Source organism: Burkholderia sp. COPS (genome assembly GCF_019425585.1).
Classification (GTDB): domain Bacteria; phylum Pseudomonadota; class Gammaproteobacteria; order Burkholderiales; family Burkholderiaceae; genus Burkholderia; species Burkholderia cepacia.
Window position 1 is genome coordinate 120,175 of the sequence record NZ_WIXR01000059.1, and the last position, 23,293, is coordinate 143,467.

Consider the following 23,293-nt stretch of genomic DNA (forward strand, 5'->3'; position numbering starts at 1 on the left):
GCTGTTGTTTTGTCATGAAAGGAGGTGGAGGTGACGCCATGTCCAGCTACAAGATTGCACTGAACTTCGAGGACGGGGTAACCCGCTTCATCGACTGCAAGGCCGGCGAGAAGGTTCTCGACGCGGCGTTCCGCGCGAAGATCAACCTGCCGATGGATTGCTCCGACGGCGTGTGCGGCACCTGCAAGTGCCGCGCCGAGAGCGGCCGCTACGATCTCGGCGACGACTACATCGACGACGCGCTCACCGAAGACGAAAAGGACGGCGGCCTCGTGCTGACCTGCCAGATGGTGCCGCAAAGCGATTGCGTGATCGCGGTGCCGACGTCGTCGGTCGCGTGCAAGACGGGCCAGAGCGGGTTCGCGGCCACGGTGACGAAGGTCGAGCAGCACAACGATGCGGCCGTCGTGCTCGAACTCGACGTCGGCACGGCCGCGCCCGTGTTCCTGCCGGGCCAGTACGTGAACATCGACGTGCCGGCGAGCGGCCAGCACCGTTCGTATTCGTTCTCGTCGGCGCCGGCCGATGCGAAGGTGAGTTTCCTGATCAAGAAGATCCCCGGCGGCGTGATGAGCACGTGGCTCGAATCGGCGCGGCCCGGCGACACGCTCGAACTGCACGGGCCGCTCGGCAGCTTCTACCTGCGCGACGTGCAGCGGCCGCTGCTGTTCCTGGCCGGCGGCACGGGGCTCGCGCCGTTCCTGTCGATGCTCGAAGTGCTCGCGCGCAGCGGCTCGCAGCAGAAGGTGCACCTGATCTACGGCGTGACGCGCGATCTCGACCTCGTGCTCGTCGATGCGATCGAAGCGTATGCGGCGAAGCTGCCGAACTTCAGCTTCGCAACGGTCGTGGCCGATGCAGCGTCGAGCCATCCGCGCAAGGGCTGGGTCACCCAGCACATCCCGGCCGATGCGCTGAACGACGGCGACGTCGACGTGTATCTGTGCGGGCCGCCGCCGATGGTCGACGCGGTGCGCAAGTATTTCGACGACGAGGGCGTGAAGCCGAACAGCTTCCACTACGAGAAGTTCACCCCCAACGTCACGGCAAAGGCGGCATGATCATGCAGCGATTCTCAGGCAAGGTCATCGTCGTCACGGGGGCCGCACAGGGCATCGGCCGTGGCGTCGCGCTGCGCGCGGCGGCCGAAGGCGGCAGGGTGCTGTTTGTCGATCGCGCGGATTTCGTCGCCGAGGTCGCGGCCGAAGCGACGGGCGGCGAGACGGCCGGGTTCGTCGCGGATCTCGAAACCTACGACGGCGCGCATGCGGCGATCGCGCACGCGGTGCAGACGTTCGGCGGTATCGACATCCTGATCAACGGCGTGGGCGGCGCGATCCGCATGCGGCCGTTCGCCGAATTCGAGCCCGCGCAGATCGACGCGGAAATCCGCCGTTCGCTGATGCCGACGCTCTATACGTGTCATGCGGTGCTGCCGCACCTGCTCGCGCGCGGCGGCGGCACGATCGTCAACATCTCGTCGAACGCGACGCGCGGGATTCGCCGCGTGCCGTACTCGGCGGCGAAAGGCGGCGTCAATGCACTGACGTCGGCGCTCGCGATGGAATATGCGGAACACAACATCCGGGTCGTGGCCACCGCGCCGGGCGGCACCAGCGCACCGCCGCGCCGCGTGCCGCGCAATGCGGCCGGCGACAGCGAACGGGAACAGGCATGGATGGGCGAAGCCGTGCGCCAGGTCACGGAATCGACGTATCTCAAACGCTACGGCACCCTCGACGAGCAGATCGCGCCGATCCTGTTCCTCGCCTCCGACGAGGCGAGCTACATCACCGGCACGGTGCTGCCGGTCGCGGGCGGCGATACGGGTTGAGTCGCGCGTCGTCGCGCCGCCTGGCATGTGTCCAGGATGTTCGTCGACAACCCATCCATCTATCCACCCACCAACCGGCCGGCGCGAAGACGCCGGCCACGGAGACTCCCATGCGTGATCGCAAAGCCATCGTTCCGGCGGGAATGGAAGCGGTGTACGAGAAGATCGGCTATGCGCCCGGCCTGAAGGTCGGCGATACGCTGTACGTGTCCGGCCAGATCGGCCGCGATGCGGCGATGCAACTCGTCGAGGATCGTGAAGCACAGATCGTGCAGGCGTTCGAGAATCTGAAGCAGGTACTGAACGCGGCGGGTGCATCGTTCAGCGACGTGGTCGACCTGACGACCTTCCATACCGACATGCGCGACCTGCCGTTGTTCATGCAGGTGCGCGACCGCTACCTCGATGCCCACCCGAAGCCGGCATGGACGGCGGTCGGCGCGCACATGCTGGGCGGCGCGCCCGGCTATATCGTCGAGATCAAGGCGGTGGCCGTGTTGCCGGCGTGACGCTTGCCGGCACGGAACGAGAGACGTCGCGATCCACCGGTCAATCCTGACGAAATGCTTTCTCGCGACGTCGGGCGTGCGTCGTTGCGCCGCGGTCGGCGACAAGTCGCGCGAGTTCGTTTATGGTGCGAGGGAACGCAGCGTCATCTCTTTCCTTCCGTCGAGAATCCGCGATGAAATGCCTGCCACGCGCCGTCTTCGCCGCTGTCGCTTTCACCGTCGCGCAAGCCGCGCTCGCCCAGGCGCCCGCCACGGTGCGGCTCGAAGACATGACCTGGACCGAGCTGCGCGACAGCATCCGGGCCGGCAAGACCACCATCCTGATCCCGGTCGGCGCAACCGAGCAAAGCGGGCCGTACGTCGCGCTGGGCAAGCACAATGCGCGGGTCGCGGTACTGTCCGAGCGGATCGCGCAAGGCCTCGGCAACGCGATCGTCGCCCCCGTCATCGCCTATGTGCCCGAGGGCGGTTATGCGCCGCCGACGTCGCACATGCGCTTTCCCGGCACGATCACCGTGCCCGACGACGTCTTCGAAAAGACCCTCGAGTCCGCAGCCAACAGCTTCCGGGTCCATGGCTTCACGAACATCGTGTTCCTCGGCGACCACGGCGGCTACCAGAACGACATCCGGCAGTCGGTCGCGCGGCTGAACAAGTCGTGGGCCGGCACGGGCGCGCGCGCGTTCGTGCCGGCCGAGTATTACGGCACCAGCTCCGACGGTTACGACCAACTCCTGCGCGAGCACGGTGTGCCGGCCGCGGACATCGGCACGCACGCGGGGCTGGCCGATACGTCGCTGCTGCTGGCGGTCGCGCCGGGCATGGTCAGGGTCGACAAGCTGCGCAACGCCGCGAAGCCGGGCGCCGTCGACGGCGTTTACGGCGGCGATCCGCGTCATGCGAGCGTCGAACTCGGCCGGCTGGGCACCGACGCGATCGTGTCGCGCACCGTCGACGCGATCAGAAAGGAAACCGCCGGCCGCTGACGCCGCCGCGCCATTGCGCCGCCTTTGCCGTCGTTCCATGCCATCGAACCGGGACATCGTCATGCAACCGCGCCTTCGCCTTCATATCCGCTTCCCCCGTCCCGCGATCGTCGTCGCGGCTGCGCTGGCCAGCTTTTGCGCCCAGGGTGCGATCGCGGCGTCCGCCGTCGCGGCCGTACCCGGCATGCCGCCCGTGATCAACCCGGACAACCTGTACGGCGAGGCCCAGGCCGGCCGCATGAGCGCGGCGGTGGCGGGCGCGCTGCCGCGCATCTATGTGCCGAACCTGCGATCGAACGATGTCTACGTGATCGACCCGGCCACGTACAAGGTCGTCGACCGGTTTGCCGTCGGCCGCAGCCCGCAGCACGTCGTGCCGGCGTGGGACCTGCGGACGCTGTGGGTCGCCAACAATGCGGAAGGGCGCACCGACGGCAGCCTGACGCCGATCGATCCGAAGACGGGCAAGCCCGGCCCGGCAGTGCGCGTCGACGACCCGTACAACATGTATTTCACGCCCGACGGCAAGGAGGCGATCGTCGTGGCCGAGGCGCATGCGCGGCTCGACTTCCATGACCCGGGCACGATGGCGCTGAAATCGAGCCTCGAGGTGCCGCAATGCAAGGGCATCAACCATGCGGACTTCTCGATCGACGGCCGGTATGCGCTCTTCACGTGCGAGTTCGGCGGCAAGCTCGCGAAGATCGACCTGGTGAATCGCAAGGTGCTCGGTTACCTCGAACTCGACCGGAAAGGGATGCCGCAGGACATCCGCGTGTCGCCGGACGGCAAGCTGTTCTATGTCGCCGACATGATGGCGGACGGCATATACGTCGTCGACGGCGACCGCTTCGCGAAGACCGGTTTCATCCCGACCGGCGTCGGTACGCACGGGCTGTATCCGAGCCGCGACGGCACGAAGCTCTACATCGCGAATCGCGGTTCCAATCTCGTCCACGGGCCGCGCCATGGCAAGGGCAGCGTATCGGTGCTCGACTTCGCGACGCGCAAGGTGGTCGCGACCTGGCCGATCCCCGGCGGCGGTAGCCCCGACATGGGCAACGTCAGCGCGGACGGCAAGACGCTGTGGCTGTCGGGCCGCTTCGATGACGTCGTCTACGCGATCGACACCACGAGCGGCGCGGTTCGATCGATTCCCGTCGGCATGGAGCCGCACGGCCTGACGGTGTGGCCGCAGCCGGGGCGCTATTCGCTGGGCCATACCGGCAACATGCGATAGGGCGGCGGACGGTCAGGGCGCGCGGTCGTGCGCTCGCGTGCCACGACAGCGCGCACGCGCCGCGGCACGTCACTCCCACGCGTGCTTGCTGAACTGATAACCCTTGCAGCGGATCGTCTTGATGCGCTTCGGTTCCGTCAGGTCGTCGCGCAGCTTGCGGCGCAGCTTGGAGATGCGGCCGTCGATCGAGCGGTCGAAGCCGTCGAACTCGATTCCGCGTAGCAGCTGCGTCAGGTCTTCCCGGCTGACCACTTCGCCGGCGCGGCAGACGAGGGCCCACAGCAGGTCGAATTCGGTCGAGGTCAGGCGCGGCGCGCTGCCGTCGGGAAGGCGAATCTTGCGATCCGCGCGGTCGATCGAAAACTTGCCGAACTCGAATCGCTGCGGCGATGCCGGTGCGCCGTCGACCGGGCGCAAGCGCATCCGTCGCAGGTGGGCCTTGATCCGCGCGAGCAGGATGCGCGGCTCGACCGGCTTGCGGAGAAAGTCGTCCGCGCCGAATTCCAGGCCGAGCAACTCGTCGAACTGCTCGTTGCGGGCCGTCATCATGATGACGATGCCGTCGTACTGCATGCGTGCGTCGCGGCAGATCTCGAAGCCGTCCTTGCCCGGCAGGTTGATGTCGAGCAGCACCAGGTCGGGGCGGCGCGCGACGATCGTGGACACGGCATCGGTGCCGTCGAACAGCGTGTCCACCTCGTACTGATGCATGCGCAGATAGTCTGCGATCAGCGAGGACAATGGGACGTCGTCTTCGACGAGCAGGATTCGGATGGGCATCGCTAAACGAGGGGGCGAAACGGGAAAGTGGCGAGCGCTCAGGCCCGTCCGAACATGGGGAAGCCGAAGAGACGCGCATGATACTGAGAAACATTCCGGCAGAATGTGGCGAAATCTGCATCGTTCGGTGAGTCTCGCCGCGGGCTGGGCATCGTCGCGTTGCAGGAACGCGAACGCATGAAGGGGCCGTCTCGTGTTTAGTCGAACGACGCGCTGTACGCGTAAACACGTTCGGAGCGGTATCCGGCGTGCAACCGGCTGAAATACCGGGCGGGATGTCGTTCGTGCGGAAACGTTTGCGAAAGCGCCGCGCGTGCGGGCGTTGCGCGCGCTTGCCAGAGCAAAACCGGTAAAGATTGCTCTACATATCATTACAAAATATTACCTGCCGGGTGGCGTGCGGCCTGCCGTATCGACGCGGGAGACTGCCTTCGCGCTACCGTCGGATCGCCTTGCGCAACCGACTCACCTCCTGCTCGGACACCGGCGCCGCGCGATTGCCCCACGCGCCGCGCACATAGCTGACCACCGATGCGATCTCGCTGCTCGTCAGCGTGCCACGCATCGACGGCATCCGGCGCATCATCCCCGGCTCCCCGGGAGCCGGGCGGGCGCCTTCCACGACGATGCGGATTGCGCTGGTCGGGTCGGCCGCGAGCACGGCTGAATTCCCCGCGAGCGGCGGCCCGTGATCGCGCACACCGGTACCGGCCGCACCGTGGCAGCGCGCGCAGAAGCCCGCATACACGCCGGCGCCGGGTGCCTGTTGGCCGCCTTCCGGACGCGGGCCGGCCGCCGTCAGCCGCGGGGTGCCGATGCCCAGCGGATTCGTGGCGGCGGTCGGGCGCGCCGGCAGCGATTTCAGATAGACGGCGATCGCTCGGCGATCGGCGTCGGTGAGCAGCGCGGTACTCTCGCCGACCACGGGTGCCATCGCGCCGAACACCGCGCCGCGCACCGCATGACCGTCACGAAGGAAGGCGGCGATATCGTCCACGGACCAGCTGCCGAGGCCGTCGGTGTCCGCGCCGGTCAGGTTCGGCGCGAACCAGTGGTCGTTGATGCCGCCGGTCAGGAAGGCGGCGCTGCGCTCGTCGTAGCCGCGTTCGTTGAAGCCGGGGCCGCGCGGCGTATGGCACGCGCCGCAGTGGCCGGGCCCCTGCACGAGATACGCGCCACGGTTCCATTCGGCCGATTGCGACGGAAGCGGCACGAACCGGTCGCGGTTGGCGAACGCGGCGCTCCAGAGCGCGAGCGCCCAGCGCTGGTCGAACGGAAACGGCAACTGCGTGAGCCTGGCGACGTTCGGGGATGGCGCGACGCCGCGCATGAAATACGCGTACAGCGCACGCACGTCGTCGTCGCTCAGGCGGGCGAACGACGGGTACGGCATCGCGGGATACAGCCGGCCGCCGTCCGCGCGTACGCCGCGCCGCAGTGCATCGTCGAACTGGCGCAGCGTGTAATTGCCGATCCCGTGTACCGGGTCCGGCGTGATGTTCGGCGCATAGATCGGCCCGAACGGCGAATTCACCGGCTGGCCGCCCGCATACGGCGTGTGATCGGCCGCGTCGTGACATGCCGAGCAGTCGCCGGCGCGGGCGAGGTAACGGCCGCGCGCGATCGTCGCGGTGTCGGTATCGGCGGCAGCGGCCGCGACGGCCGGGCGGCGGGTTCGGGCGTCCGGCACCGGACCCGGCGGCGCGGATGCGCCAGAAGCACCAGAGGCGCCAGCGGCACCAGAAGCACCAGAAGCACCGGCCGAGCGCAGCGGCGCAAGCCGTGGATCGTCGTTCGCGCGCGCCGCCATCGCCGCGCTGGCAGCGGGCACCGATTCGCGAATCCGCGTGAAATGCCAGTCATTCGAATCGGCGTCGGGCTCGATCGTCGGCGCGGACGCCGACGACGCGGCTTGTGCCGTATTGTCGTTCGTCCCCTTCTCGTCGTGCGGGCCGCAGCCCGCGAGCGCGGCGCATATCGCAAGCGCGACGCCGGTGCGGCGGCCCGGCACGCGAAGCCGCGCGAACCCGGGCGGATTCGGATTCGGAATCAGGATCAGTGCCATGGAGTGCAGGGCCCCACGAAAGCCGTGACGATCCCGGTGAACATGAGACCGATCACGAAGCCGAGCGCGGCGAGCATCCCGCAGCGCGCGAGAAAGCGCGTGCTGTCGTCGCGTGCCACGGCGGGCGCATCGGCATCGTGCCGGTGTCGCCATGCGTGTGCGAGCCAGGTCGCGCAGGCCGCGGCCAGCGCAAAAGCGCCCGCTGCGATCAGCGCGAGCCACGCGCCAACGTGTGCCCAGCGCGGCACGGCCTGCTCGATGCCGAACGGATAGCACGCGGTGGAGGCGAGCGTTTCGGACACCAGCATTTGCGCGAACCACAGCGCGGGGGCGCCGACGAGGCCGGCCGCGATCGCGAGCCACGGTGTCCACGAGCGTCGCGCGCCGTTCATCCCGGGCTCCTGAGCCAGTGAGGCGACACGTACAGTGCCGTGAAGATGAACAGCCACACGAAGTCGACGAAATGCCAGTAGAGCCCGCCGACTGTCAGTGCGACGCGCCGTTCGCGGCCGAAGAAGCCTGCGGCCGTCCAGCCGGCGAGCAGCGCGAGGATCGCGAGACCGGCCACGACGTGCGCGAGGTGGAACCCGGTGATCGTGAAGTACAGGCTGCCGTACAGATGCGCGGTGGGGCCGTACGGGTGGCCGCGCCATTCGTGCAGCTGGACGAGCGCGAACGCGGTGCCGAGCACCAGCGCGACGACGAGCATCGCGACCGCGCGCGGCCGGCTGCCGGCCCGCAGCGCGCGCTCGGCGAGCCACACGAACACGCTGCTCGACAGCAGCAGGACCGTATTGGCGGCCGCGAGCCCGATCTTCGGCATGCCTTCGGGCGGCCACGGCGCGGAAGATTGCGACTGCAGGTAGAAGTAGCAGAACAACAGGTAACCGAACAGCCCGGCCTCGGTCACGATCAGCGTGAGCACGCCCCACCAGCCGCCCGCGCGTTCACCTTGACTGCCGACCGGCAGCGGCTCGATGCACGCGGCCGGCGCGCCGCGCGGCATCGTCGCGGAGGGCGGTTCGACCGGGTGACGCCCGGCCGCGGCGGCCGGCGCCTGCGTGTCGTCGCGTGCCGGCAGGCGGGCGCGCTGCCCGAGCACGCGGCGCGGCCACAGCCACGCGGCGGTCGCGATCGCGCAACCGGCGACGCCCGCGCAGACGAGCGTCGGCGAGCGCGCGAGCAGCGCCGCGAACACGGCGGTCGCGAGCAGCGCGAGCACGAACGGCACGCAACTGTCTTCGGGCATCTTTAGGATCGCGTTCGGCGCGGCGGCGAGCGGCGTGACGGCGAGCGCCTCGCGGCCGTCGGCGAGCCGGTAGCCGACCCGCAGGCTGGTGCGCGCCGGATCGTCGCGCGTTTCCCACAGCGGATGCCGCGACGCGACGAGCGGCAGCACCGCGAAGTTGTATACGGGCGCCGGCGACGCGACCGACCATTCGAGACCCGCCGCGCCCCACGGATTCTCGCTGGCGCGCACACCGCGCCGCGCGCTCACCAGCGCGTTGACGACGAACATCACGATGCCGATCCCGAACACGAATGAGCCGATCGTCGTCAGCAGGTTCGACGTGTCCCAGCCCATCCCGGCCGGATAGGTGTAGATGCGGCGCGGCATCCCGAGCAGCCCGGAAATATGCATCGGAAAGAAGCCAAGATTGAAGCCGACCAGCACGACCCAGAACGTCAGCTTGCCGAAGCGCTCGTTCATCATCCGTCCCGTGAATTTCGGGAACCAGTACGCGACGCCGCCGAGCACCGGAAACACGTTGATGCCGAGCAGCACGTAGTGCAGGTGCGCGACGACGAAGTACGTATCGGTGAGCTGCCAGTCGAGCGGCACGGCGGCGGTCATCACGCCCGACACGCCGCCGATCACGAACATCAGCACGAAACCCGCGAAATACAGGAACGGCGTGCGGAACACGGGGCGGCCGGTCCAGATCGTCGCGATCCACGCGAATACCGCGACCGCGCTGGGGATCGAGATCAGCATGCTCGCCGCCCCGAAGAACGCCAGCGCGAGCGGCGCGATGCCCGTCGCGAACATGTGGTGCACCCACACTTCGAAGCCGATCAGCATCGTCGCGACGGTCGACACCGCGACGGCCTCGTACGCGACGAGCGGGCGCCGGCAGAAGGTCGGCAGTGCGTCCGACACGATGCCCATCGCGGGCAGCACGACCACGTACACCCACGGGTGCGCGAACATCCAGAACAGGTGCTGCCACAGCAGCGGCCGCCCGCCGTTCGCGACGTCGAAGAAATGCGTGCCGGCATTGCGGTCGAGCCACAGCAGCAGGAATGCGAGGCTGACCGACGGCACCGCGACGAGGTTCGCGACCGATGCCGTCAGCGTGCCCCAGACGATGATCGGCAGCCGGTCGATCGACATCCCGTGCGCGCGCATCCGCAGCAGCGTGACGACGAAGTTCGCGGCACCGCCGGTCGTCGAGATGCCGAGCAGGATCATCCCGAGCGCATAGATGTCGATGTTCGCGCCGGCACTGTAGTCGAGTGACGTGAGCGGCACGTAATTGAACCAGCCGCCGTCGGGCACCGCGCCGAGCGGAAAACTCGCGTACAGGAACAGCCCGGCGAACAGGAAGGCCCAGTACGAGAACGCGTTCAGCCGCGGGAACGCCATGTCGCGCGAGCCGAGCATCAGCGGCCAGAGGTAGTTCGCGAAGCCGGACAGCACGGGCAGCGCATACAGGAAGATCATCGTGACGCCGTGCATCGTAAACAGTGAGTCGTATTGCGCGGGCGTGAGCACGGTCGCATTGGGCCGCGCGAGCTGGATGCGCATCACCAGCGCCTCGACGCCGCCGAGCAGCAGGAACGCGAACGCGGTGACGATGTAGCGCAGGCCGATGCGCTTGTGGTCGACCGTGCCGAGCCAGCCGCGCCAGCCGGGTGCCGATTCCCACAGCTCGGCGAGCGCGCGCTCGTGCGGGGAGCCGGGCGGCGCTTCGCCGAGATCGGGTACGCGGCTGAGCGGGGGCGGCGTGTCGCGGGCAATGGCCATCGGCATCCTCGGTTCAGTGCAGCGTGGCGAGATACGCGGCGAGATCGTCCGCGTCGCGCGGCGCGAGCGCAATCGACGGCATCAGCGATTGCGGCTTGATCTGCTGCGCATGCGCGATCCAGCGCCGCAGGTTGTCGGGCGTATTGTCGAGCGTGCCGGCCGCGAGCAGTCGGCGCGTGCCGACGTGCGTGAGATCGGGGCCCGCATCGCCCGTCGCATCGGTGCCGCGTATTGCGTGGCAGCCCGCACAGCGCGCACCGAACACGCGCCGGCCGCGCCGTTCGGCGTCGCTGCCTGGCACGGGGGCCGGCTGGCGCTGCGTGGCCAGCCACGCGCGAAACGCGGCGGGCGGTTCGGCCACGACCTCAAGCGCCATGTGCGCGTGCTGGGCGCCGCAGTACTGCGAGCACTGCCCGCGATAGACGCCCGGCCGGTCGGCCTGCAGCCATTGCCGGTTCGTCTGGCCGGGAATCGCCTGCGTCTTGCCTGCGAGCTGGGGCACCCAGAACGCGTGGATCACGTCGGCGCTGTTCAGCTCGATCGCGACGGGTTCGCCCACCGGGATGTGCAGTTCGTTCGCGACGACGAACGCATCGTTGCCCGTGCCGGCCGGATAGCGGGCGTCCCACCACCAGTCGTGCGCGGTCACGGCGATCGTCAGCGTGGGCGGACGGGGTGGTGACGCGACCGCGCCGAGCACGCACAGCATGTACACGAGCGCAGCGAACAGCAGCACGATCGACACGCCGCTGCCGACGGTCACGAACATCAGGCCGTTGCCCGGGCTGCCGGCGCCCGGGCGACGACGAAACACCGCGAGCAGCAGCAGCGCGGCGATCGAGACGCACACGAACGTGCACAGCCCGAGCAGCGCCCAGCCGAGCACGAACACCGGCTGCGCGGCCGGCCCGGCTGCATGCGCGACGTACGCGAGCGGCAGCGGTTCGGCGGCCGCGCACGCGGCGGCCGGCGCGACCGCGCAGGCCGCCACGGCCATGCACGCGACGTGGCGCGGTTTCAGGGACAGCGGAACGGGCAACGCGGCTCCTTGCCGGGATCGACGGCGCGAGAACAGAACAGCAATCGGACACCCGTGCGTGGCGTAGCAATTCCCGTGCGCGGACGGCTTTCGAGCGCGTTGCGCGCGCAGCATCCCGTGCATTACCGCACCGTTGTAAATTTGGCGCACGCTTTGACGCTTGACGCTTGACGCTTGACGTTTGACGTGCCCGCGCGGTCGATGCACGGATCGCAACGGCGGCACGCGGCCCGGCATGCCGCTTGCTGCACCGATCGCATTACGGCGCGGTGCGTTCGCGAGCGTGGCGGCGCGGCGGCGATCTGGCAACAGAGGAGGGACCGGAAGTGGAGACCGTTGCGATCACGGGGGCGAGCGCCGGTGTCGGCCGTGCGACGGCCCATGCATTCGCGCGGCGCGGCGCGAACGTCGCGCTGCTCGCGCGCGATCCGCGCGCTTTACACGACACCGCTTGCGAAGTGCGGGCGTATGGCGTCCGGGCGCTGCCGATCGCGGTCGACGTCAGCGACGCGGCCGCGCTCGACACGGCCGCGCAACGCATCGAGGCCGAACTCGGCCCGCTCGACGTCTGGATCAACAACGCGATGGTCACCGTGTTCGCACCGTTCGACGAGATTTCACCGGAAGACTATGCGCGCGTGACGGCCGTCACCTATCTGGGCTGCGTGTATGGCACGCGGGCGGCGCTGGCGCGGATGCGCGCGCGCAATCGCGGCACGATCGTACAGGTGGGCTCGGCGCTCGCGTACCGGTCGATTCCGTTGCAGGCGCCATACTGCGGCGCGAAACACGCGATTCGCGGTTTCACCGACGCGCTGCGCTGCGAACTGCTGCACGCGCGCAGCCGTGTGCGCGTGACGATGGTGCAGTTGCCCGCGATCGACACGCCGCAGTTCGACTGGGCCGAATCGGTCCTGCCGCACGCGCCGCGTCCCGTCGCGCCGGTTTACGCGCCGGAGGTCGCGGCCGACGCGATCGTGCGCGCCGCGCGCCACCCATGCCGCGAGCGCTGGGTCGGCTGGTCGTCGCTCGCGGCGATCGTCGCGAACGGGATCGCGCCCGGCTGCTTCGATCGCTATCTTGCGCAGACCGCCGTGCGCGGCCAGCAACGTGCCGAGCCGGCCGGCCCGCGGGTCTCGAACCTGTGGGAAAGCGTGCCGGGCCGCCACGCGACGCGCGGCGCGTTCGGCGCCGAGGCGCGTCGCACCGGCGCCGACGCCGGGCTCGGCGTGTCGCGCGTCGTCGCGTTCGGCGCAGCCGTCGCGGTGCTCGCGTCGGCGTTCGCCGCCGCCCGCAGATGGAACCGGTGAGCGCGATGCGGATCGAGGATTACGCAATCGTCGGCGACGGCCGCAGCGCCGCGCTCGTCGCACGCGACGGCAGCATCGACTGGTTGTGCTGGCCGGACTTCGACTCGCCGCCGTGCTTTGCCGCGCTCGTCGGCACGCCGCAGAACGGGCGCTTCCGGCTGGCGCCGCGCGAAGGCTCGACCCATGCGCGGCGTCGTTACCTGCCCGGCACCGCGATTCTCGAAACGACGTTCGACACGCCATCGGGCTGCGTCGTCGTGATCGACTGGATGAGCTGGGCGGCGCCCGATCCGTGCCTGATCCGCAGCGTGCGCGGCGAGCGCGGGACGGTCGCGCTCGACATCGATCTCGGCGTACGTTTCGACTACGGCCGCGCGCTGCCGTGGTGCCGACGCTTCGGCCGGCGCTGGCGGATGATGACGGGCGGCGATGCCATGTGGCTCGACACCGACGCGCGGCTCGACGTGCGGGGCGACAGGCTCGTCGGCACGACACGCATCGCGGCTGGCGAGCAGGCCGACTTCTGCATCAGCTACGCGCGTTCCTACGACCGGCCGCCGGCCGTGCCCGATGCGTACGCATCGCTGCGCGACACGCACGCGTTCTGGCGTGCGTGGTCCGCGTCCGGTGCGCCGGACGGTCCGTATCGCGACGCGACCGAGCGGGCGCTGATAACGGTGAAGCTGTTGTCGAGCGTGCACACGGGCGGGATCGTCGCGGCGCCGACGAGTTCGTTGCCTGAATGCCTCGGCGGCTCGCGCAACTGGGATTACCGGTTCTGCTGGCTGCGCGACGCGAGCTTCACGCTGCGCGCGCTCGTGCGCTGCGGATATCGTGACGAAGCGGCACGCTGGCGCGACTGGCTCGTGCGCGCGATTGCCGATCATCCGTCGCAACTGCAGGTACTGTATGCGGCCGACGGCGGGCGGCGCGCGGACGAATGGGAGGCCGCTCACCTGGCCGGCTACGAAGGCGCGCGGCCGGTGCGCTTCGGCAATGCAGCCGCCGAACAGCAACAGCTCGACGTGTACGGCGAGGTGCTGGCCGCACTGTACCAGGCGCGCCGCCACGGGCTGCCGCCCGACGACGACGCGTGGACACTCGAGCGGCGGCTGATCGAGCATCTCGCGACCATCTGGCGCGAGCCGGACGAGGGGATCTGGGAAGTGCGCAGCGGCCGCCATCCGTTCACGTCGTCGAAGGTGATGGTCTGGGCCGCGGTCGAAAGCGCATATCGCTCCGCGCGCGCGTTCGGCCATCATGCGCCGTTCGACGTTTGGCGGCGCTGGGCCGACACGGTGCGGGCGGAGGTGCTCCAGCACGGTTACCACGCGCAACTGGGCCGTTTCACCGACCGTTTCGACGGCGACGGGCTCGACATCAGCCTGCTGCTGATCCCGTTGACGGGAATGCTCGACGCGCGCGACCCGCACGTCGTCGCGACGGTTGCCGCGATCGAGCGCGAACTGATCGAGGACGGTCTGCCGTTCCGCTATCGCCCGCCGCGCTTCGCCGACGGCTGCGAAGGCGAGGAGGGCGCGTTTCTCGCCGCCGGGTTCTGGCTGGCGCAGGTCTACCGGATGCAGGGGCGCGACGACGACGCGCGCGCGCTGTTCGAGCGGCTTCTCGGCCTGCGCAACGACGTCGGGTTGCTGTCCGAGGAGTACGACGTGAAGGCGCGGCGCATGTGCGGAAACTTTCCGTTCACGCTCGCGCAGGTCGGACTGGTGAACACGGCGCTCGCGCTGCGGGGCGACGGGCGGGACGACGTCGACTTCGGCTGACGCGCCGCGTCGCGCCGTTCCGCGCACGCGCGTGTTTTTGTTACGTCCCGTCCTTTCCGCCGTGTCCGCCGTGGCCCGGCAGCACGGCCGACAGCACCTGCCGCGCGGTTCCGACGATCACGCCGGTTTCGCGCGTATCGCCCTTCACCAGCGTCTCGGCAAAATGCTTCGCCTGCTGCAGCGTCACGTGCGGCGGCAGCGGCGGCACCTCGGGGTCGCTCTTTACCTCGAGCACGACGGGCCGGTCAGACGCGAGCGCTTCGTCCCACGCGGCGCCGAGCTGCTCCGGATCGTCGACGTAGATGCCCTTCAGGCCGAGCAGCGTCGCGAAGCGGTAGTACGGCACGTTCGGGATCTGCTCGGATGCGTCGAACTTCGGATCGCCTTCCATCACGCGCTGTTCCCACGTGACCTGGTTCAGGTCCTCGTTGTTCAGCACCATGCAGATCCAGCGCGGGTCGGGCCACTGCCGCCAGTATTTGGCGACCGTGATCAGCTCGGCCATGTTGTTCATCTGCATCGCGCCGTCGCCGACCATCGCGATCACCGGGCGCACCGGGTGCGCGAACTTCGCGGCGATCGCGTACGGCACCGCGGCGCCCATCGACGCGAGCCCGCCCGACAACGAGCCCATCATCCCGCGCCGCATCATCAGGTCGCGTGCGTACCAGTTCGCGCAGGAGCCCGAATCGCTCGTCAGGATCACGTCGTCGGGCAGGCGCGGCGACAGTTCGGTGAACGCGCGCTGCGGATTGACGCCGCGCCCGGCGCTCGCCTTCGCGGCGGCACGCGCCGCGAGCGTGTCGCGCCAGTCGCGGTTCCATTTCGCGATCCGGTCGCGCCATGCGGTGTCGCGACGCTCGTTCAGCAGCGGCAGCAGCGCGCGCAGCGTCTCGGCGCTGTCGCCGACGAGGTTGACTTCCATCGGGTAGCGCAGGCTCAGCATGTCGGCCTTCAGGTCGATCTGCACGCCGCGCGCCTGGCCTTCCTTCGGCAGAAACTCCGAATACGGGAAGCCCGACCCGACGACCAGCAGCGTGTCGCATTCCGTCATCAGGTCGTAGCTCGGCTTGGTGCCGAGCAGTCCGATCGAGCCGGTGACCCACGGCAGGTCGTCCGGCAGTGCGGCCTTGCCGAGCAGCGCCTTCGCGGCGCCCGCGCCGAGCCGGTCGGCCACCGCGATCACCTCGTCGGTCGCGCGTAGCGCGCCCGCACCGACCAGCAGCGCGACCCTCGACCCTGCATTCAGCGCATCCGCCGCGCGCCGCAGGTCGTCCGCATACGGCACGACTTTCGGCGCCGTGTAGCCGATGCCCGAATGCACGGTGCCGTGCGCGCGTTTCGGCGGCGAATAGTCGAGTTCCTGCAGGTCGTTCGGCAGCACGAGCGCGGTGACCGTGCGTGCGCCGAGCGCGGTGCGCACGGCGCGGTCCACCAGGTGCCGCACCTGGCCCGGCACGGTTGCAAGCTGCACGAATGCGCCGGCGACGTCCTTGTACAGCGCGGTGAGATCGACTTCCTGCTGGTAGTGGCCGCCGAGTGCCGCGCGCGCCTGCTGGCCGACGATCGCGAGCACCGGCATATGGTCGAGCCGCGCGTCGTACAGGCCCGTCACGAGGTGCGACGCACCGGGGCCGGACGTCGCGACGCAGACGCCGAGCTCGCCTGTAAATTTTGCATGCGCGGACGCCATGAAGGCCGCCATCTCCTCGTGGCGTGCCTGGATGAATTCGATCCGGCCTTCCGCGCGGCGCAGCGCGCCGAAGAAGCCGTTGATGCCGTCGCCCGGGTAGCCGTAGATGCGGCGCACGCCCCAGTCGTACAGCCGCTCGACGATGAAATCCGCCACTGTCGCCATGCCGATTCTCCTTGGATCCTAATGAGCCGATGCAGACCGTCGCGCAAGGCCTGTGCCGCACTGCCGGCGTCAGGCACACCGGTTGCACCGGATGTCCGCAAGCAAGTTGCAAGCAGACCGGAGCGCAACGATGGCACTTTCCACCGCACCGGCGATCGACGACGTGCGCGCTCGCGCGTACCGCATGCCGACCGACCGGCCTGAAGCCGACGGCACCTACGCGTGGACCGCGACGACCGTCGTTGTCGTCGAGATCGACGCGGGACCCGTGACGGGGCTCGGTTATACGTATACGGACGCGAGCGCCGTGCCGCTCGTGACGTCGCTGCTGGCCGGCGTGTTGCGCAACCGGCCGGCGGTCGACGTGCCGGCCGCCGTCGATGCGATGCGGCGCGCCGTGCGCAATATCGGCCGTAGCGGCATCGCGGCCACCGCGATTTCGGCCATCGATGCCGCGCTGTGGGATGCGAAGGCGAAACTCGCCGACGCGCCGCTCGCGCTGCTGCTGGGCCGCGTGCGCGAACGCGTGCCGGTGTATGGCAGCGGCGGCTTCACGACCTACGATATGCGCACGCTCGCCGCGCAGCTCGACGGGTGGCGTGCCGAAGGCGTGCGCGCGTGCAAGATCAAGGTCGGTGCGAACGACGTGCGCGATCCGTCGCGCGTGCGCGCGGCACGCGACGCGCTCGGGCCGCGTGTCGACCTGTTCGTCGACGCGAACGGCGCGTATGCGCCGCGCACCGCCGTCGAGTTCGCGCAGGCCGCCGCCGATTACGGCATTCGCTGGTTCGAGGAGCCGGTCAGCAGTGACGACGTCGCAGGGCTGCGGTTCGTGCGCGAGCACGTCGGCGCGCGGGTCGACATCGCGGCCGGGGAGTACGCGTACACGCCGGACGATTTCCTGCGCCTGCTCGAGGCGCGCGCGGTCGATGTGCTGCAGGCCGACGCGACGCGCTGCGGCGGCATCAGCGGTTTTCTCGCCGCGGCCGCGTTGGCCGATGCGCATCACGTCGACCTGTCCGCGCATTGCGCGCCCGCGCTGCATCGTCATGTCGGATGCGTGGCGCCGCGCATCCGACATGTGGAGTGGTTTCACGATCACGTGCGCATCGAGCGAATGCTGTTCGACGGCGCGCCGGTGCTCGTCGACGGCACGCTCGGAATCGATGCGACGCGCGCCGGGCTCGGCCTCGAATTGCGCGCGGCCGACCTGCGCGATTTCGCGCTCTGAATCCCGATCGCAAGGAGGCACGATGCGACACCCCCGAGATCGCGTCGCCGAGCGCGACAGGTTGCTGGCCGACGCCGTACGGCTGCTGAACCGAAGCGCGCTGCTGCTGGCCGGCTCGGTACTCGCCGACAGCGGCGTCGAACACTATCGCGGCACGTTTCACAATCGCGCGATGCTCGCGCCGCTCGCGATGTCGACGCTGTCGGTGATCGCGAGCATGCACGGCCACGCGGACGACACGCCCGCACGCCACCGGCTGCGCGACGCCGTGCACGTCGCGTCGGCCGCGGTGGGTGTCGCGGGCGCTGCATTCCACCTGTACAACGTGACGAAGCGGCCCGGCGGCTTCAGCTGGCACAACCTGTTCTACGGCGCACCGCTCGGCGCGCCATTCGCGCTGTTGCTGGCGGGCGCGCTCGGCGCTGCGGGCGAGCGGCTGCGCGCGAGTCCGGCCGAGGCGCCACGGCTCGCCGGCCTGCCGGCCGGGCGCGCACTGGCCGCGCTGGTCGCGGCGGGGCTCGTCGGCACGCTCGGCGAAGTCGGGCTGCTGCATTTTCGCGGTGCGTTCCAGCATCGCGCGATGTTCGCGCCGCTCGTCGTACCGCCGATTGCCGCGCTCGCGACCGCGCAGCTCGCGCTGTCGCGCCGGAGCGCGGACTTGCGGTTCTGCCGCGTGTGGCTGCGCGCGACGGCGGTACTCGGGACCGTCGGCGTCGCGTTCCATGCGCGCGGCGTCGCGCGGCAGATGGGCGGTTGGGGCAATGCGGCACAGAACGTACTGTCCGGCCCGCCGCTGCCGGCGCCGCCGGGCTTCACCGCACTCGCGATCGCGGGGCTCGCCGCCACCGCACTCGCCGAAGGGGAAGGGCAATGAGCGGTGTGCGCGGCAGCACGGCGGTCGCGCTGCCGCGCTATGCCGGTTACGACGTCCTTGCCAAACGTGACACGCCGTCATGGAACGACGCAACGCGTCGCGCGATCGATGCGCGGCTGCGGGTGGAGGACGCCGCGCCGCGTCATCTGGATGCCGAACGATTCGCGACGCTCGATGCGCTGTGCGCGCGCATCGTGCCGCAGGAGCCGGGCGATGCCGGCGTGGTCCCGACGGCGGCACTGCTCGACGCGCGACTCGCGGCTGATGAGGGTGACGGCTACCGCGATGCGCGGCTCCCGCCGCTGCGGGCCGCTTGGCAGACCGGCCTCGCCGCGCTCGACGCGATGGCGCACCATGCGCACGGCCGCGCGTTCGCTTCGCTCGGCGCGAACGACGCCGACGTGCTGCTGCATGCGGTGCAGCACGGCGAAATCGATCGAAGCGTCGCGCCGGTCTGGGGTGGCATGGATCCGCGTACGTTCTTCGCGAAGCGAGTGCTGATGGATATCTGCGGTGCGTACTACAGCCACCCGTTCGCTTGGAACGAGATCGGCTTCGGTGGCCCCGCGAGCCCGCGCGGCTACGTGCGGATGGGATTCAACCGGCGTGACCCCTGGGAAGCTGAAGCGCGCGTGGACGAGGGCGACCGCGATGGCCATTGACACATCGCCGTTTCCCGAGACGCCGCGCGGCCGCGATGGCCGCGCGCCCGATCCGTTGCGCGTCGGCGGCTGGTCGCCGATGCGCATGTTCGGCGACCACGACGAAGTCGACTTCGTGATCGTCGGCACCGGCGCGGGCGGCGCCACGCTCGCGTGCAAGCTCGCCGAATACGGGTTCTCGGTCGTCGCGCTCGATGCAGGCGCGTGGTGGCGGCCGCTCGAGGAATTCGCGTCCGACGAGACGCACCAGCACAAGCTGTTCTGGACCGACGAGCGGATCTGTGACGGCGCCGATCCGCTCACGCTCGGCACCAACAACAGCGGCCGTGCGATCGGCGGGAGCACCGTGCATTTCGCGATGGTGTCGCTGCGTTTCCGGCCCGAGTGGTTTCGCTCGCGTACCGCGCTCGGCTACGGCGTCGACTGGCCGCTCGACTGGCGCGAGATGTGGCGCTACTACGGCGAGGTCGAACAGGCGCTGAAGATCAGCGGGCCCGTGCGTTACCCGTGGGGACCGCCCCGCCCGCGCTATCCGTATCGCGCGCATGAACTGAATGCGGCCGCGCTGGTGCTCGCGCGCGGCGCGGACGCCCTCGGCATCGGCTGGACACCGACTCCGCTGGCGACGCTGTCCGCGCCGCGCGGTCGCGCGCACCCGTGCGTGTATCGCGGCTTCTGCATTGCCGGCTGCGCGACCAACGCGAAGCAGAGTGCGCTCGTCACGTGGATTCCGCGTGCCCTCGCGGCCGGCGCCGAAGTGCGCGATCTCGCGATGGTGCTGCGGATCGAAGCGGAACGGGATCGCGTGACCGGCGTGCACTATGCCCGCGACGGGCGTATACGTTTCCAGCGCGCGCGCAACGTCGTCGTCGCCGGCTACGCGATCGAGACGCCGCGCTTGCTGCTGCTGTCCGCGACCGGGCGGCATCCGCAGGGGCTCGCGAACAGCTCGGGCCTCGTCGGTCGCTTCATGATGGCGCAGCTCAACCAGGCGTCGTGGGGGACGATGGACGACGAAGTGCGCTGGTACAAGGGGCCGCCGTCGCTGTCGCTGACCGAGCACTGGAACTACGCGGACGACGGCAAGGATTTCTTCGGCGGCTACTGCTGGATGAGCCAGGGGCCGCTGCCGATCGAATGGGCGAGAAAGCTGGCCGCGCGCGGGTTGTGGGGCGACGCGCTGAAGCGCGAGATGGCGCGCTACAACTTCCAGGCCGGCCTGAAGATCGTCGGCGAGACGCTGCCGCGCGCGGACAACCGCGTGACGCTCGCCGACGAGCGCGACGCGTTCGGGCTGCCGGTCGCGCGCGTGACTTATGCATACGACGACAACGACCGGCGGATGATCCGTCACGCGCTTGCGCAGATGGGGCGCGCGCTCGAAGCGGCCGGCGCACGCGACGTCTGGCACGAGGAGGACGATACCTGCCATCTCGCCGGGACCGCGCGGATGGGCAGCGATCCGGCGACGAGCGTCGTCGATGCAGACTGCCGCAGCTGGGACATTCCGAATCTGTGGGTATGCGACGGCTCGGTGTTTCCGACCGTCGGCGGCGTGAATCCGTCGCTGACGATTCAGGCGATCGCGTGCCGCACCGCCGATCGAATCCGTACGCTGGTCGCGCGCGGCGACGCGCATGCGCGTGCCCGGTGGCGGTGAACCACGCGCCGACGCGCCTGGCGATGCTCGAGCACGACAGGGGCGATCGCGTGTGACCCGTTTCAATCCTTTATCGAGGACCTATCCCATGCCAGCATTCCTTTGCTTGTCCGTGCGCCGGTGCGTCGCCGGTGCGGTGCTCGCGGCGTGCGCGTCGGCGCTGCCGGCGGCGGGCCAGTTGCGCCCCGCCGAACCGGCCAGCGTGCCCGATTCATCTACGCAGGCGTACAAGCGCGCCGACCAAAAAATGATGGACGCGATGGAGGCCGCGCGGTACACGGGCGACGCCGACCGCGATTTCGTCGCCCACATGGCACCGCATCATCAGGGCGCGATCGACATGGCGCAGGTCGAGCTGAAATACGGAAAGGACCCGACGCTGCGGCAGCTCGCGAGCCGGATCGTCGCGGCGCAGCGCGACGAGATCGCGCTGATGGAGCGCTGGCAAAAGATGCACGGCAAGGCGCCGTGAGCGGCCGTGCGGCGCGGGCACGCACGTTGCTCCGCCTTTGGACGGCGCCCGCCTGCGGGCACGGAACCGCGTGCCGTTGCGTGTCGCGGGCCCGCGTGTGCGCCGATCTAGACATTTGTATCCGGGAGGCGCCATGCGTGAATCGAGCGATCCATCCAGTGTCCGGACGGGCCCGGACGGACAGGCTGCGACCGATCCCCGGGCGGTCACGGTCAGGCACCCCGTCACGCGCGCGTTCGAACGTTTCGCGTCGCGCGTGACCGTGTGGGCCGGCTCGCCGGTCGCGTTCGGCAGCGCGGTCGCCGTCACGGCGCTGTGGCTCGTCACCGGCCCGCTCTTCCACTATTCGGATGCATGGCAACTCGTCATCAATACCGGAACGACGATCATCACATTCCTGATGGTGTTCCTGCTGCAGCGCAACCAGAACCGCGACAGTGTCGCGATGCACCTCAAGCTCGACGAACTCGTGGCCGTCACGCACGCGGCGAGCGACCGGCTGATCGGGATCGAGGACGCATCGGAGGAAGAGTTGCGCGCAATGGCGCAGACCTACCTCGACAAAGCGAAGCGGGTAGCCGCCCGGGACGCCGATCCGGATACCGATTGCGACCGCGAACCGGCCGAACCTTCGCCGGAATCATGACGGACGTGACGCTGCGGGGCTGCGCGCGATCGGGGCGCGACCCGCGGACGATTTTTCAACCGCTTGTCATTTCTGTCCATGCACATCGGCATGCAGGGCATCCGCGCGATGAACGCATGGCGGCGCGCCGTCTTCCGGCGGGTGCAGGGCGCACAGGGAACGACACGTGCTGCACGTCGCGACGAAACCCGGTCGTTCCGGGGATTGCCTACGGTGCTGCCATGAACGCCAGACCTCCTTCGTACCCGTTGTTGAATCTTGCGGTAGCCGTTGCGTGCGGCGCGGTCGCGATGTACTTCCTCGATCCGGCATCGGGCCGGCGGCGGCGTGCGTACCTGCGCGACAAGGCGGCCTCGGGCCGGCACGGCGTGACCGATTATGCGAATGCGCAGGCGAGGCGGGTGGCCGACCATGCGCGGGGCGCGATCGCAGGCCTGCGTGCGGACTGGCTTGCGGGCGATGCAGGCGACGCCCAGGTAGCCGAGCGCGTGCGTTCGGCACTCGGCCGGCTGGCCGGCCATCCACGCGACGTCGAAGCGATCGTCGAACACGGGCATGTGCGGCTCAGCGGGCAGATCGACGAGGCCGAGCGGCGAACCGTCGTCGACGGTGTGGCCGCGCTGCATGGCGTGGAGACAGTCGAGGACGCGATGGGCGCGCGCAGCGAGTACAAGGTGCCGCCCGGCCACTCGCGCTGACAGTGGCGTTTGCCGGCGATGCGGTGAGCCGCGCAACGCACGAACTACGAACTCGGCGCATGCGGAGTCGCTCGAGCGGCGGCTGCCGCGCGCCTCACCTGGAGCACAGCCGATGATCGAACGTCCGTCCGGCGACTCGACGCCGCCGCACACGGAGCCCGGTGCGCACGAAGCGCTCGAGCACCTGCTCGGCAGCCTGCACCGGCATGGATTCCTGCATCTGGCGAGCGAGGTCGTCGGCGCGAACGCGCGGCTGGCCGATACGTTCGTCGATGCACTCGACAAGCCGGGCATGCAGAGCGGGATGCAGAATCTCGCGGTGCTGTTGATGGCGCTGTCGCGCATTCCGCCGGAGCAGTTCGGCAAGGCCGTGTTCGCGGCCGCGGATGCGCTGCATCACGTCGGCGCATGGCAGCCGGCGCAGCACGAGCATGTCGCGCCCGGCGTGCGCGGCGCGTACCGGCTGCTGCACGATGAAGCGCTGTGGGACGCGCTGACGCCGTTGCTCGAAGGCCTGAAGGTGTTCGCGCAAGGGCTGGCGCGCGATCCGGAGGCGCCCGTCACAGCGTCCGGCGGGAACGCGACTGGTACGTGACGATGCCCCGGCGTTTTTCGGC

General features: G+C 69.5%; 21 protein-coding genes. 15 read left to right on the top strand and 6 right to left on the bottom strand.

Annotated features, from left to right (window positions below):
* The first annotated feature begins 38 nt into the window (after positions 1-38).
* The 5 genes from benC (at position 39) to FOZ70_RS34035 (ending at position 4,569) form a co-directional block, all read left to right on the top strand.
* Positions 39-1,061: a benzoate 1,2-dioxygenase electron transfer component BenC gene (gene benC / locus FOZ70_RS34015; RefSeq protein ID WP_021159133.1), complete on the top strand. Its 1,023-nt coding sequence runs from the start codon at positions 39-41 to the stop codon at positions 1,059-1,061.
* A complete protein-coding gene (gene benD, locus FOZ70_RS34020; protein ID WP_059587639.1) occupies positions 1,058-1,834 on the top strand; it encodes a benzoate diol dehydrogenase BenD in 777 nt (258 codons plus the stop codon). The genes benC and benD overlap by 4 nt, the downstream gene beginning before the upstream one ends.
* Positions 1,835-1,944: 110 nt before the next feature.
* Positions 1,945-2,343, top strand: a complete 399-nt coding sequence (locus FOZ70_RS34025) for a RidA family protein (RefSeq protein ID WP_048028936.1) — start codon at positions 1,945-1,947, stop codon at positions 2,341-2,343.
* A 173-nt stretch (positions 2,344-2,516) separates the two neighbouring features.
* Positions 2,517-3,329 (top strand): creatininase family protein, encoded by an 813-nt coding sequence (locus tag FOZ70_RS34030; protein WP_048028934.1) that lies wholly within the window; start codon positions 2,517-2,519, stop codon positions 3,327-3,329.
* 61 nt (positions 3,330-3,390) lie between these two features.
* Entirely contained in the window at positions 3,391-4,569 is a 1,179-nt protein-coding gene (locus FOZ70_RS34035; protein ID WP_176130765.1) for a YncE family protein, read from the top strand.
* 69 nt (positions 4,570-4,638) lie between these two features.
* On the opposite strand, the gene FOZ70_RS34040 is transcribed toward FOZ70_RS34035, so the two are convergent.
* The 5 genes from FOZ70_RS34040 to coxB form a co-directional block, all read right to left on the bottom strand.
* Positions 4,639-5,349, bottom strand: coding sequence for a response regulator (locus FOZ70_RS34040; RefSeq protein WP_021159138.1), 711 nt, complete (start codon positions 5,347-5,349; stop codon positions 4,639-4,641).
* 436 nt (positions 5,350-5,785) lie between these two features.
* A complete protein-coding gene (locus tag FOZ70_RS34045) occupies positions 5,786-7,414 on the bottom strand; it encodes a cytochrome c (RefSeq protein ID WP_219707653.1) in 1,629 nt (542 codons plus the stop codon).
* Entirely contained in the window at positions 7,405-7,806 is a 402-nt protein-coding gene (locus FOZ70_RS34050; RefSeq protein ID WP_059621001.1) for a hypothetical protein, read from the bottom strand. Before FOZ70_RS34050 ends, FOZ70_RS34045 begins: the two co-directional genes overlap by 10 nt.
* Positions 7,803-10,442, bottom strand: a complete 2,640-nt coding sequence (gene ctaD / locus FOZ70_RS34055) for a cytochrome c oxidase subunit I (protein WP_219707654.1) — start codon at positions 10,440-10,442, stop codon at positions 7,803-7,805. Before ctaD ends, FOZ70_RS34050 begins: the two co-directional genes overlap by 4 nt.
* A gap of 13 nt (positions 10,443-10,455) precedes the next feature.
* The gene (gene coxB, locus FOZ70_RS34060; RefSeq protein WP_059677956.1) at positions 10,456-11,481 is read right to left on the bottom strand and encodes a cytochrome c oxidase subunit II; all 1,026 of its coding nucleotides are present in this window, start codon (positions 11,479-11,481) and stop codon (positions 10,456-10,458) included.
* A gap of 326 nt (positions 11,482-11,807) precedes the next feature.
* On the opposite strand from coxB, the gene FOZ70_RS34065 reads away from it, so the two are divergent.
* Both FOZ70_RS34065 and FOZ70_RS34070 read left to right on the top strand, forming a co-directional pair.
* A complete protein-coding gene (locus FOZ70_RS34065; RefSeq protein ID WP_059486151.1) occupies positions 11,808-12,791 on the top strand; it encodes an SDR family oxidoreductase in 984 nt (327 codons plus the stop codon).
* A 5-nt stretch (positions 12,792-12,796) separates the two neighbouring features.
* Entirely contained in the window at positions 12,797-14,575 is a 1,779-nt protein-coding gene (locus FOZ70_RS34070) for a glycoside hydrolase family 15 protein (protein ID WP_258025806.1), read from the top strand.
* Between the two features lie 40 nt (positions 14,576-14,615).
* Here FOZ70_RS34070 and FOZ70_RS34075 read toward each other — a convergent pair whose 3' ends face one another.
* Positions 14,616-16,433, bottom strand: coding sequence for a thiamine pyrophosphate-requiring protein (locus tag FOZ70_RS34075; RefSeq protein ID WP_219707656.1), 1,818 nt, complete (start codon positions 16,431-16,433; stop codon positions 14,616-14,618).
* 130 nt (positions 16,434-16,563) lie between these two features.
* On the opposite strand from FOZ70_RS34075, the gene FOZ70_RS34080 reads away from it, so the two are divergent.
* From FOZ70_RS34080 to FOZ70_RS34115, 8 genes are all read left to right on the top strand, one after another.
* Positions 16,564-17,664, top strand: a complete 1,101-nt coding sequence (locus tag FOZ70_RS34080; protein ID WP_021163164.1) for an enolase C-terminal domain-like protein — start codon at positions 16,564-16,566, stop codon at positions 17,662-17,664.
* A 22-nt stretch (positions 17,665-17,686) separates the two neighbouring features.
* Entirely contained in the window at positions 17,687-18,538 is an 852-nt protein-coding gene (locus tag FOZ70_RS34085; protein ID WP_111998405.1) for a hypothetical protein, read from the top strand.
* Positions 18,535-19,200 (top strand): gluconate 2-dehydrogenase subunit 3 family protein, encoded by a 666-nt coding sequence (locus FOZ70_RS34090; RefSeq protein ID WP_059587625.1) that lies wholly within the window; start codon positions 18,535-18,537, stop codon positions 19,198-19,200. The genes FOZ70_RS34085 and FOZ70_RS34090 overlap by 4 nt, the downstream gene beginning before the upstream one ends.
* Positions 19,190-20,860, top strand: a complete 1,671-nt coding sequence (locus tag FOZ70_RS34095) for a GMC family oxidoreductase (RefSeq protein WP_219707657.1) — start codon at positions 19,190-19,192, stop codon at positions 20,858-20,860. The genes FOZ70_RS34090 and FOZ70_RS34095 overlap by 11 nt, the downstream gene beginning before the upstream one ends.
* Positions 20,861-20,948: 88 nt before the next feature.
* Positions 20,949-21,332: a DUF305 domain-containing protein gene (locus tag FOZ70_RS34100; RefSeq protein ID WP_059813481.1), complete on the top strand. Its 384-nt coding sequence runs from the start codon at positions 20,949-20,951 to the stop codon at positions 21,330-21,332.
* A 133-nt stretch (positions 21,333-21,465) separates the two neighbouring features.
* Positions 21,466-21,978 carry a low affinity iron permease family protein gene (locus FOZ70_RS34105; protein WP_021158193.1) on the top strand — a complete coding sequence of 171 codons (513 nt, stop codon included), beginning with the start codon at positions 21,466-21,468 and terminating at the stop codon, positions 21,976-21,978.
* Positions 21,979-22,199: 221 nt separating this feature from the next.
* Positions 22,200-22,676, top strand: coding sequence for a BON domain-containing protein (locus FOZ70_RS34110; protein WP_219707658.1), 477 nt, complete (start codon positions 22,200-22,202; stop codon positions 22,674-22,676).
* Between the two features lie 112 nt (positions 22,677-22,788).
* Positions 22,789-23,271, top strand: coding sequence for a DUF1641 domain-containing protein (locus tag FOZ70_RS34115; protein ID WP_219707659.1), 483 nt, complete (start codon positions 22,789-22,791; stop codon positions 23,269-23,271).
* The last annotated feature ends 22 nt before the right edge of the window (positions 23,272-23,293 follow it).

What these genes read in the sequence shown, in the direction of transcription:
- benC (WP_021159133.1), top strand. Translation starts at nt 39, where the DNA reads ATGTCCAGCTACAAGATTGCACTGAACTTCGAGGACGGGGTAACCCGC.
- benD (WP_059587639.1), top strand. Translation starts at nt 1,058, where the DNA reads ATGATCATGCAGCGATTCTCAGGCAAGGTCATCGTCGTCACGGGGGCC.
- FOZ70_RS34025 (WP_048028936.1), top strand. Translation starts at nt 1,945, where the DNA reads ATGCGTGATCGCAAAGCCATCGTTCCGGCGGGAATGGAAGCGGTGTAC.
- FOZ70_RS34030 (WP_048028934.1), top strand. Translation starts at nt 2,517, where the DNA reads ATGAAATGCCTGCCACGCGCCGTCTTCGCCGCTGTCGCTTTCACCGTC.
- FOZ70_RS34035 (WP_176130765.1), top strand. Translation starts at nt 3,391, where the DNA reads ATGCAACCGCGCCTTCGCCTTCATATCCGCTTCCCCCGTCCCGCGATC.
- FOZ70_RS34040 (WP_021159138.1), bottom strand. Translation starts at nt 5,349, where the DNA reads ATGCCCATCCGAATCCTGCTCGTCGAAGACGACGTCCCATTGTCCTCG.
- FOZ70_RS34045 (WP_219707653.1), bottom strand. Translation starts at nt 7,414, where the DNA reads ATGGCACTGATCCTGATTCCGAATCCGAATCCGCCCGGGTTCGCGCGG.
- FOZ70_RS34050 (WP_059621001.1), bottom strand. Translation starts at nt 7,806, where the DNA reads ATGAACGGCGCGCGACGCTCGTGGACACCGTGGCTCGCGATCGCGGCC.
- ctaD (WP_219707654.1), bottom strand. Translation starts at nt 10,442, where the DNA reads ATGGCCATTGCCCGCGACACGCCGCCCCCGCTCAGCCGCGTACCCGAT.
- FOZ70_RS34070 (WP_258025806.1), top strand. Translation starts at nt 12,797, where the DNA reads ATGCGGATCGAGGATTACGCAATCGTCGGCGACGGCCGCAGCGCCGCG.
- FOZ70_RS34075 (WP_219707656.1), bottom strand. Translation starts at nt 16,433, where the DNA reads ATGGCGACAGTGGCGGATTTCATCGTCGAGCGGCTGTACGACTGGGGC.
- FOZ70_RS34080 (WP_021163164.1), top strand. Translation starts at nt 16,564, where the DNA reads ATGGCACTTTCCACCGCACCGGCGATCGACGACGTGCGCGCTCGCGCG.
- FOZ70_RS34085 (WP_111998405.1), top strand. Translation starts at nt 17,687, where the DNA reads ATGCGACACCCCCGAGATCGCGTCGCCGAGCGCGACAGGTTGCTGGCC.
- FOZ70_RS34090 (WP_059587625.1), top strand. Translation starts at nt 18,535, where the DNA reads ATGAGCGGTGTGCGCGGCAGCACGGCGGTCGCGCTGCCGCGCTATGCC.
- FOZ70_RS34095 (WP_219707657.1), top strand. Translation starts at nt 19,190, where the DNA reads ATGGCCATTGACACATCGCCGTTTCCCGAGACGCCGCGCGGCCGCGAT.
- FOZ70_RS34100 (WP_059813481.1), top strand. Translation starts at nt 20,949, where the DNA reads ATGCCAGCATTCCTTTGCTTGTCCGTGCGCCGGTGCGTCGCCGGTGCG.
- FOZ70_RS34105 (WP_021158193.1), top strand. Translation starts at nt 21,466, where the DNA reads ATGCGTGAATCGAGCGATCCATCCAGTGTCCGGACGGGCCCGGACGGA.
- FOZ70_RS34110 (WP_219707658.1), top strand. Translation starts at nt 22,200, where the DNA reads ATGAACGCCAGACCTCCTTCGTACCCGTTGTTGAATCTTGCGGTAGCC.
- FOZ70_RS34115 (WP_219707659.1), top strand. Translation starts at nt 22,789, where the DNA reads ATGATCGAACGTCCGTCCGGCGACTCGACGCCGCCGCACACGGAGCCC.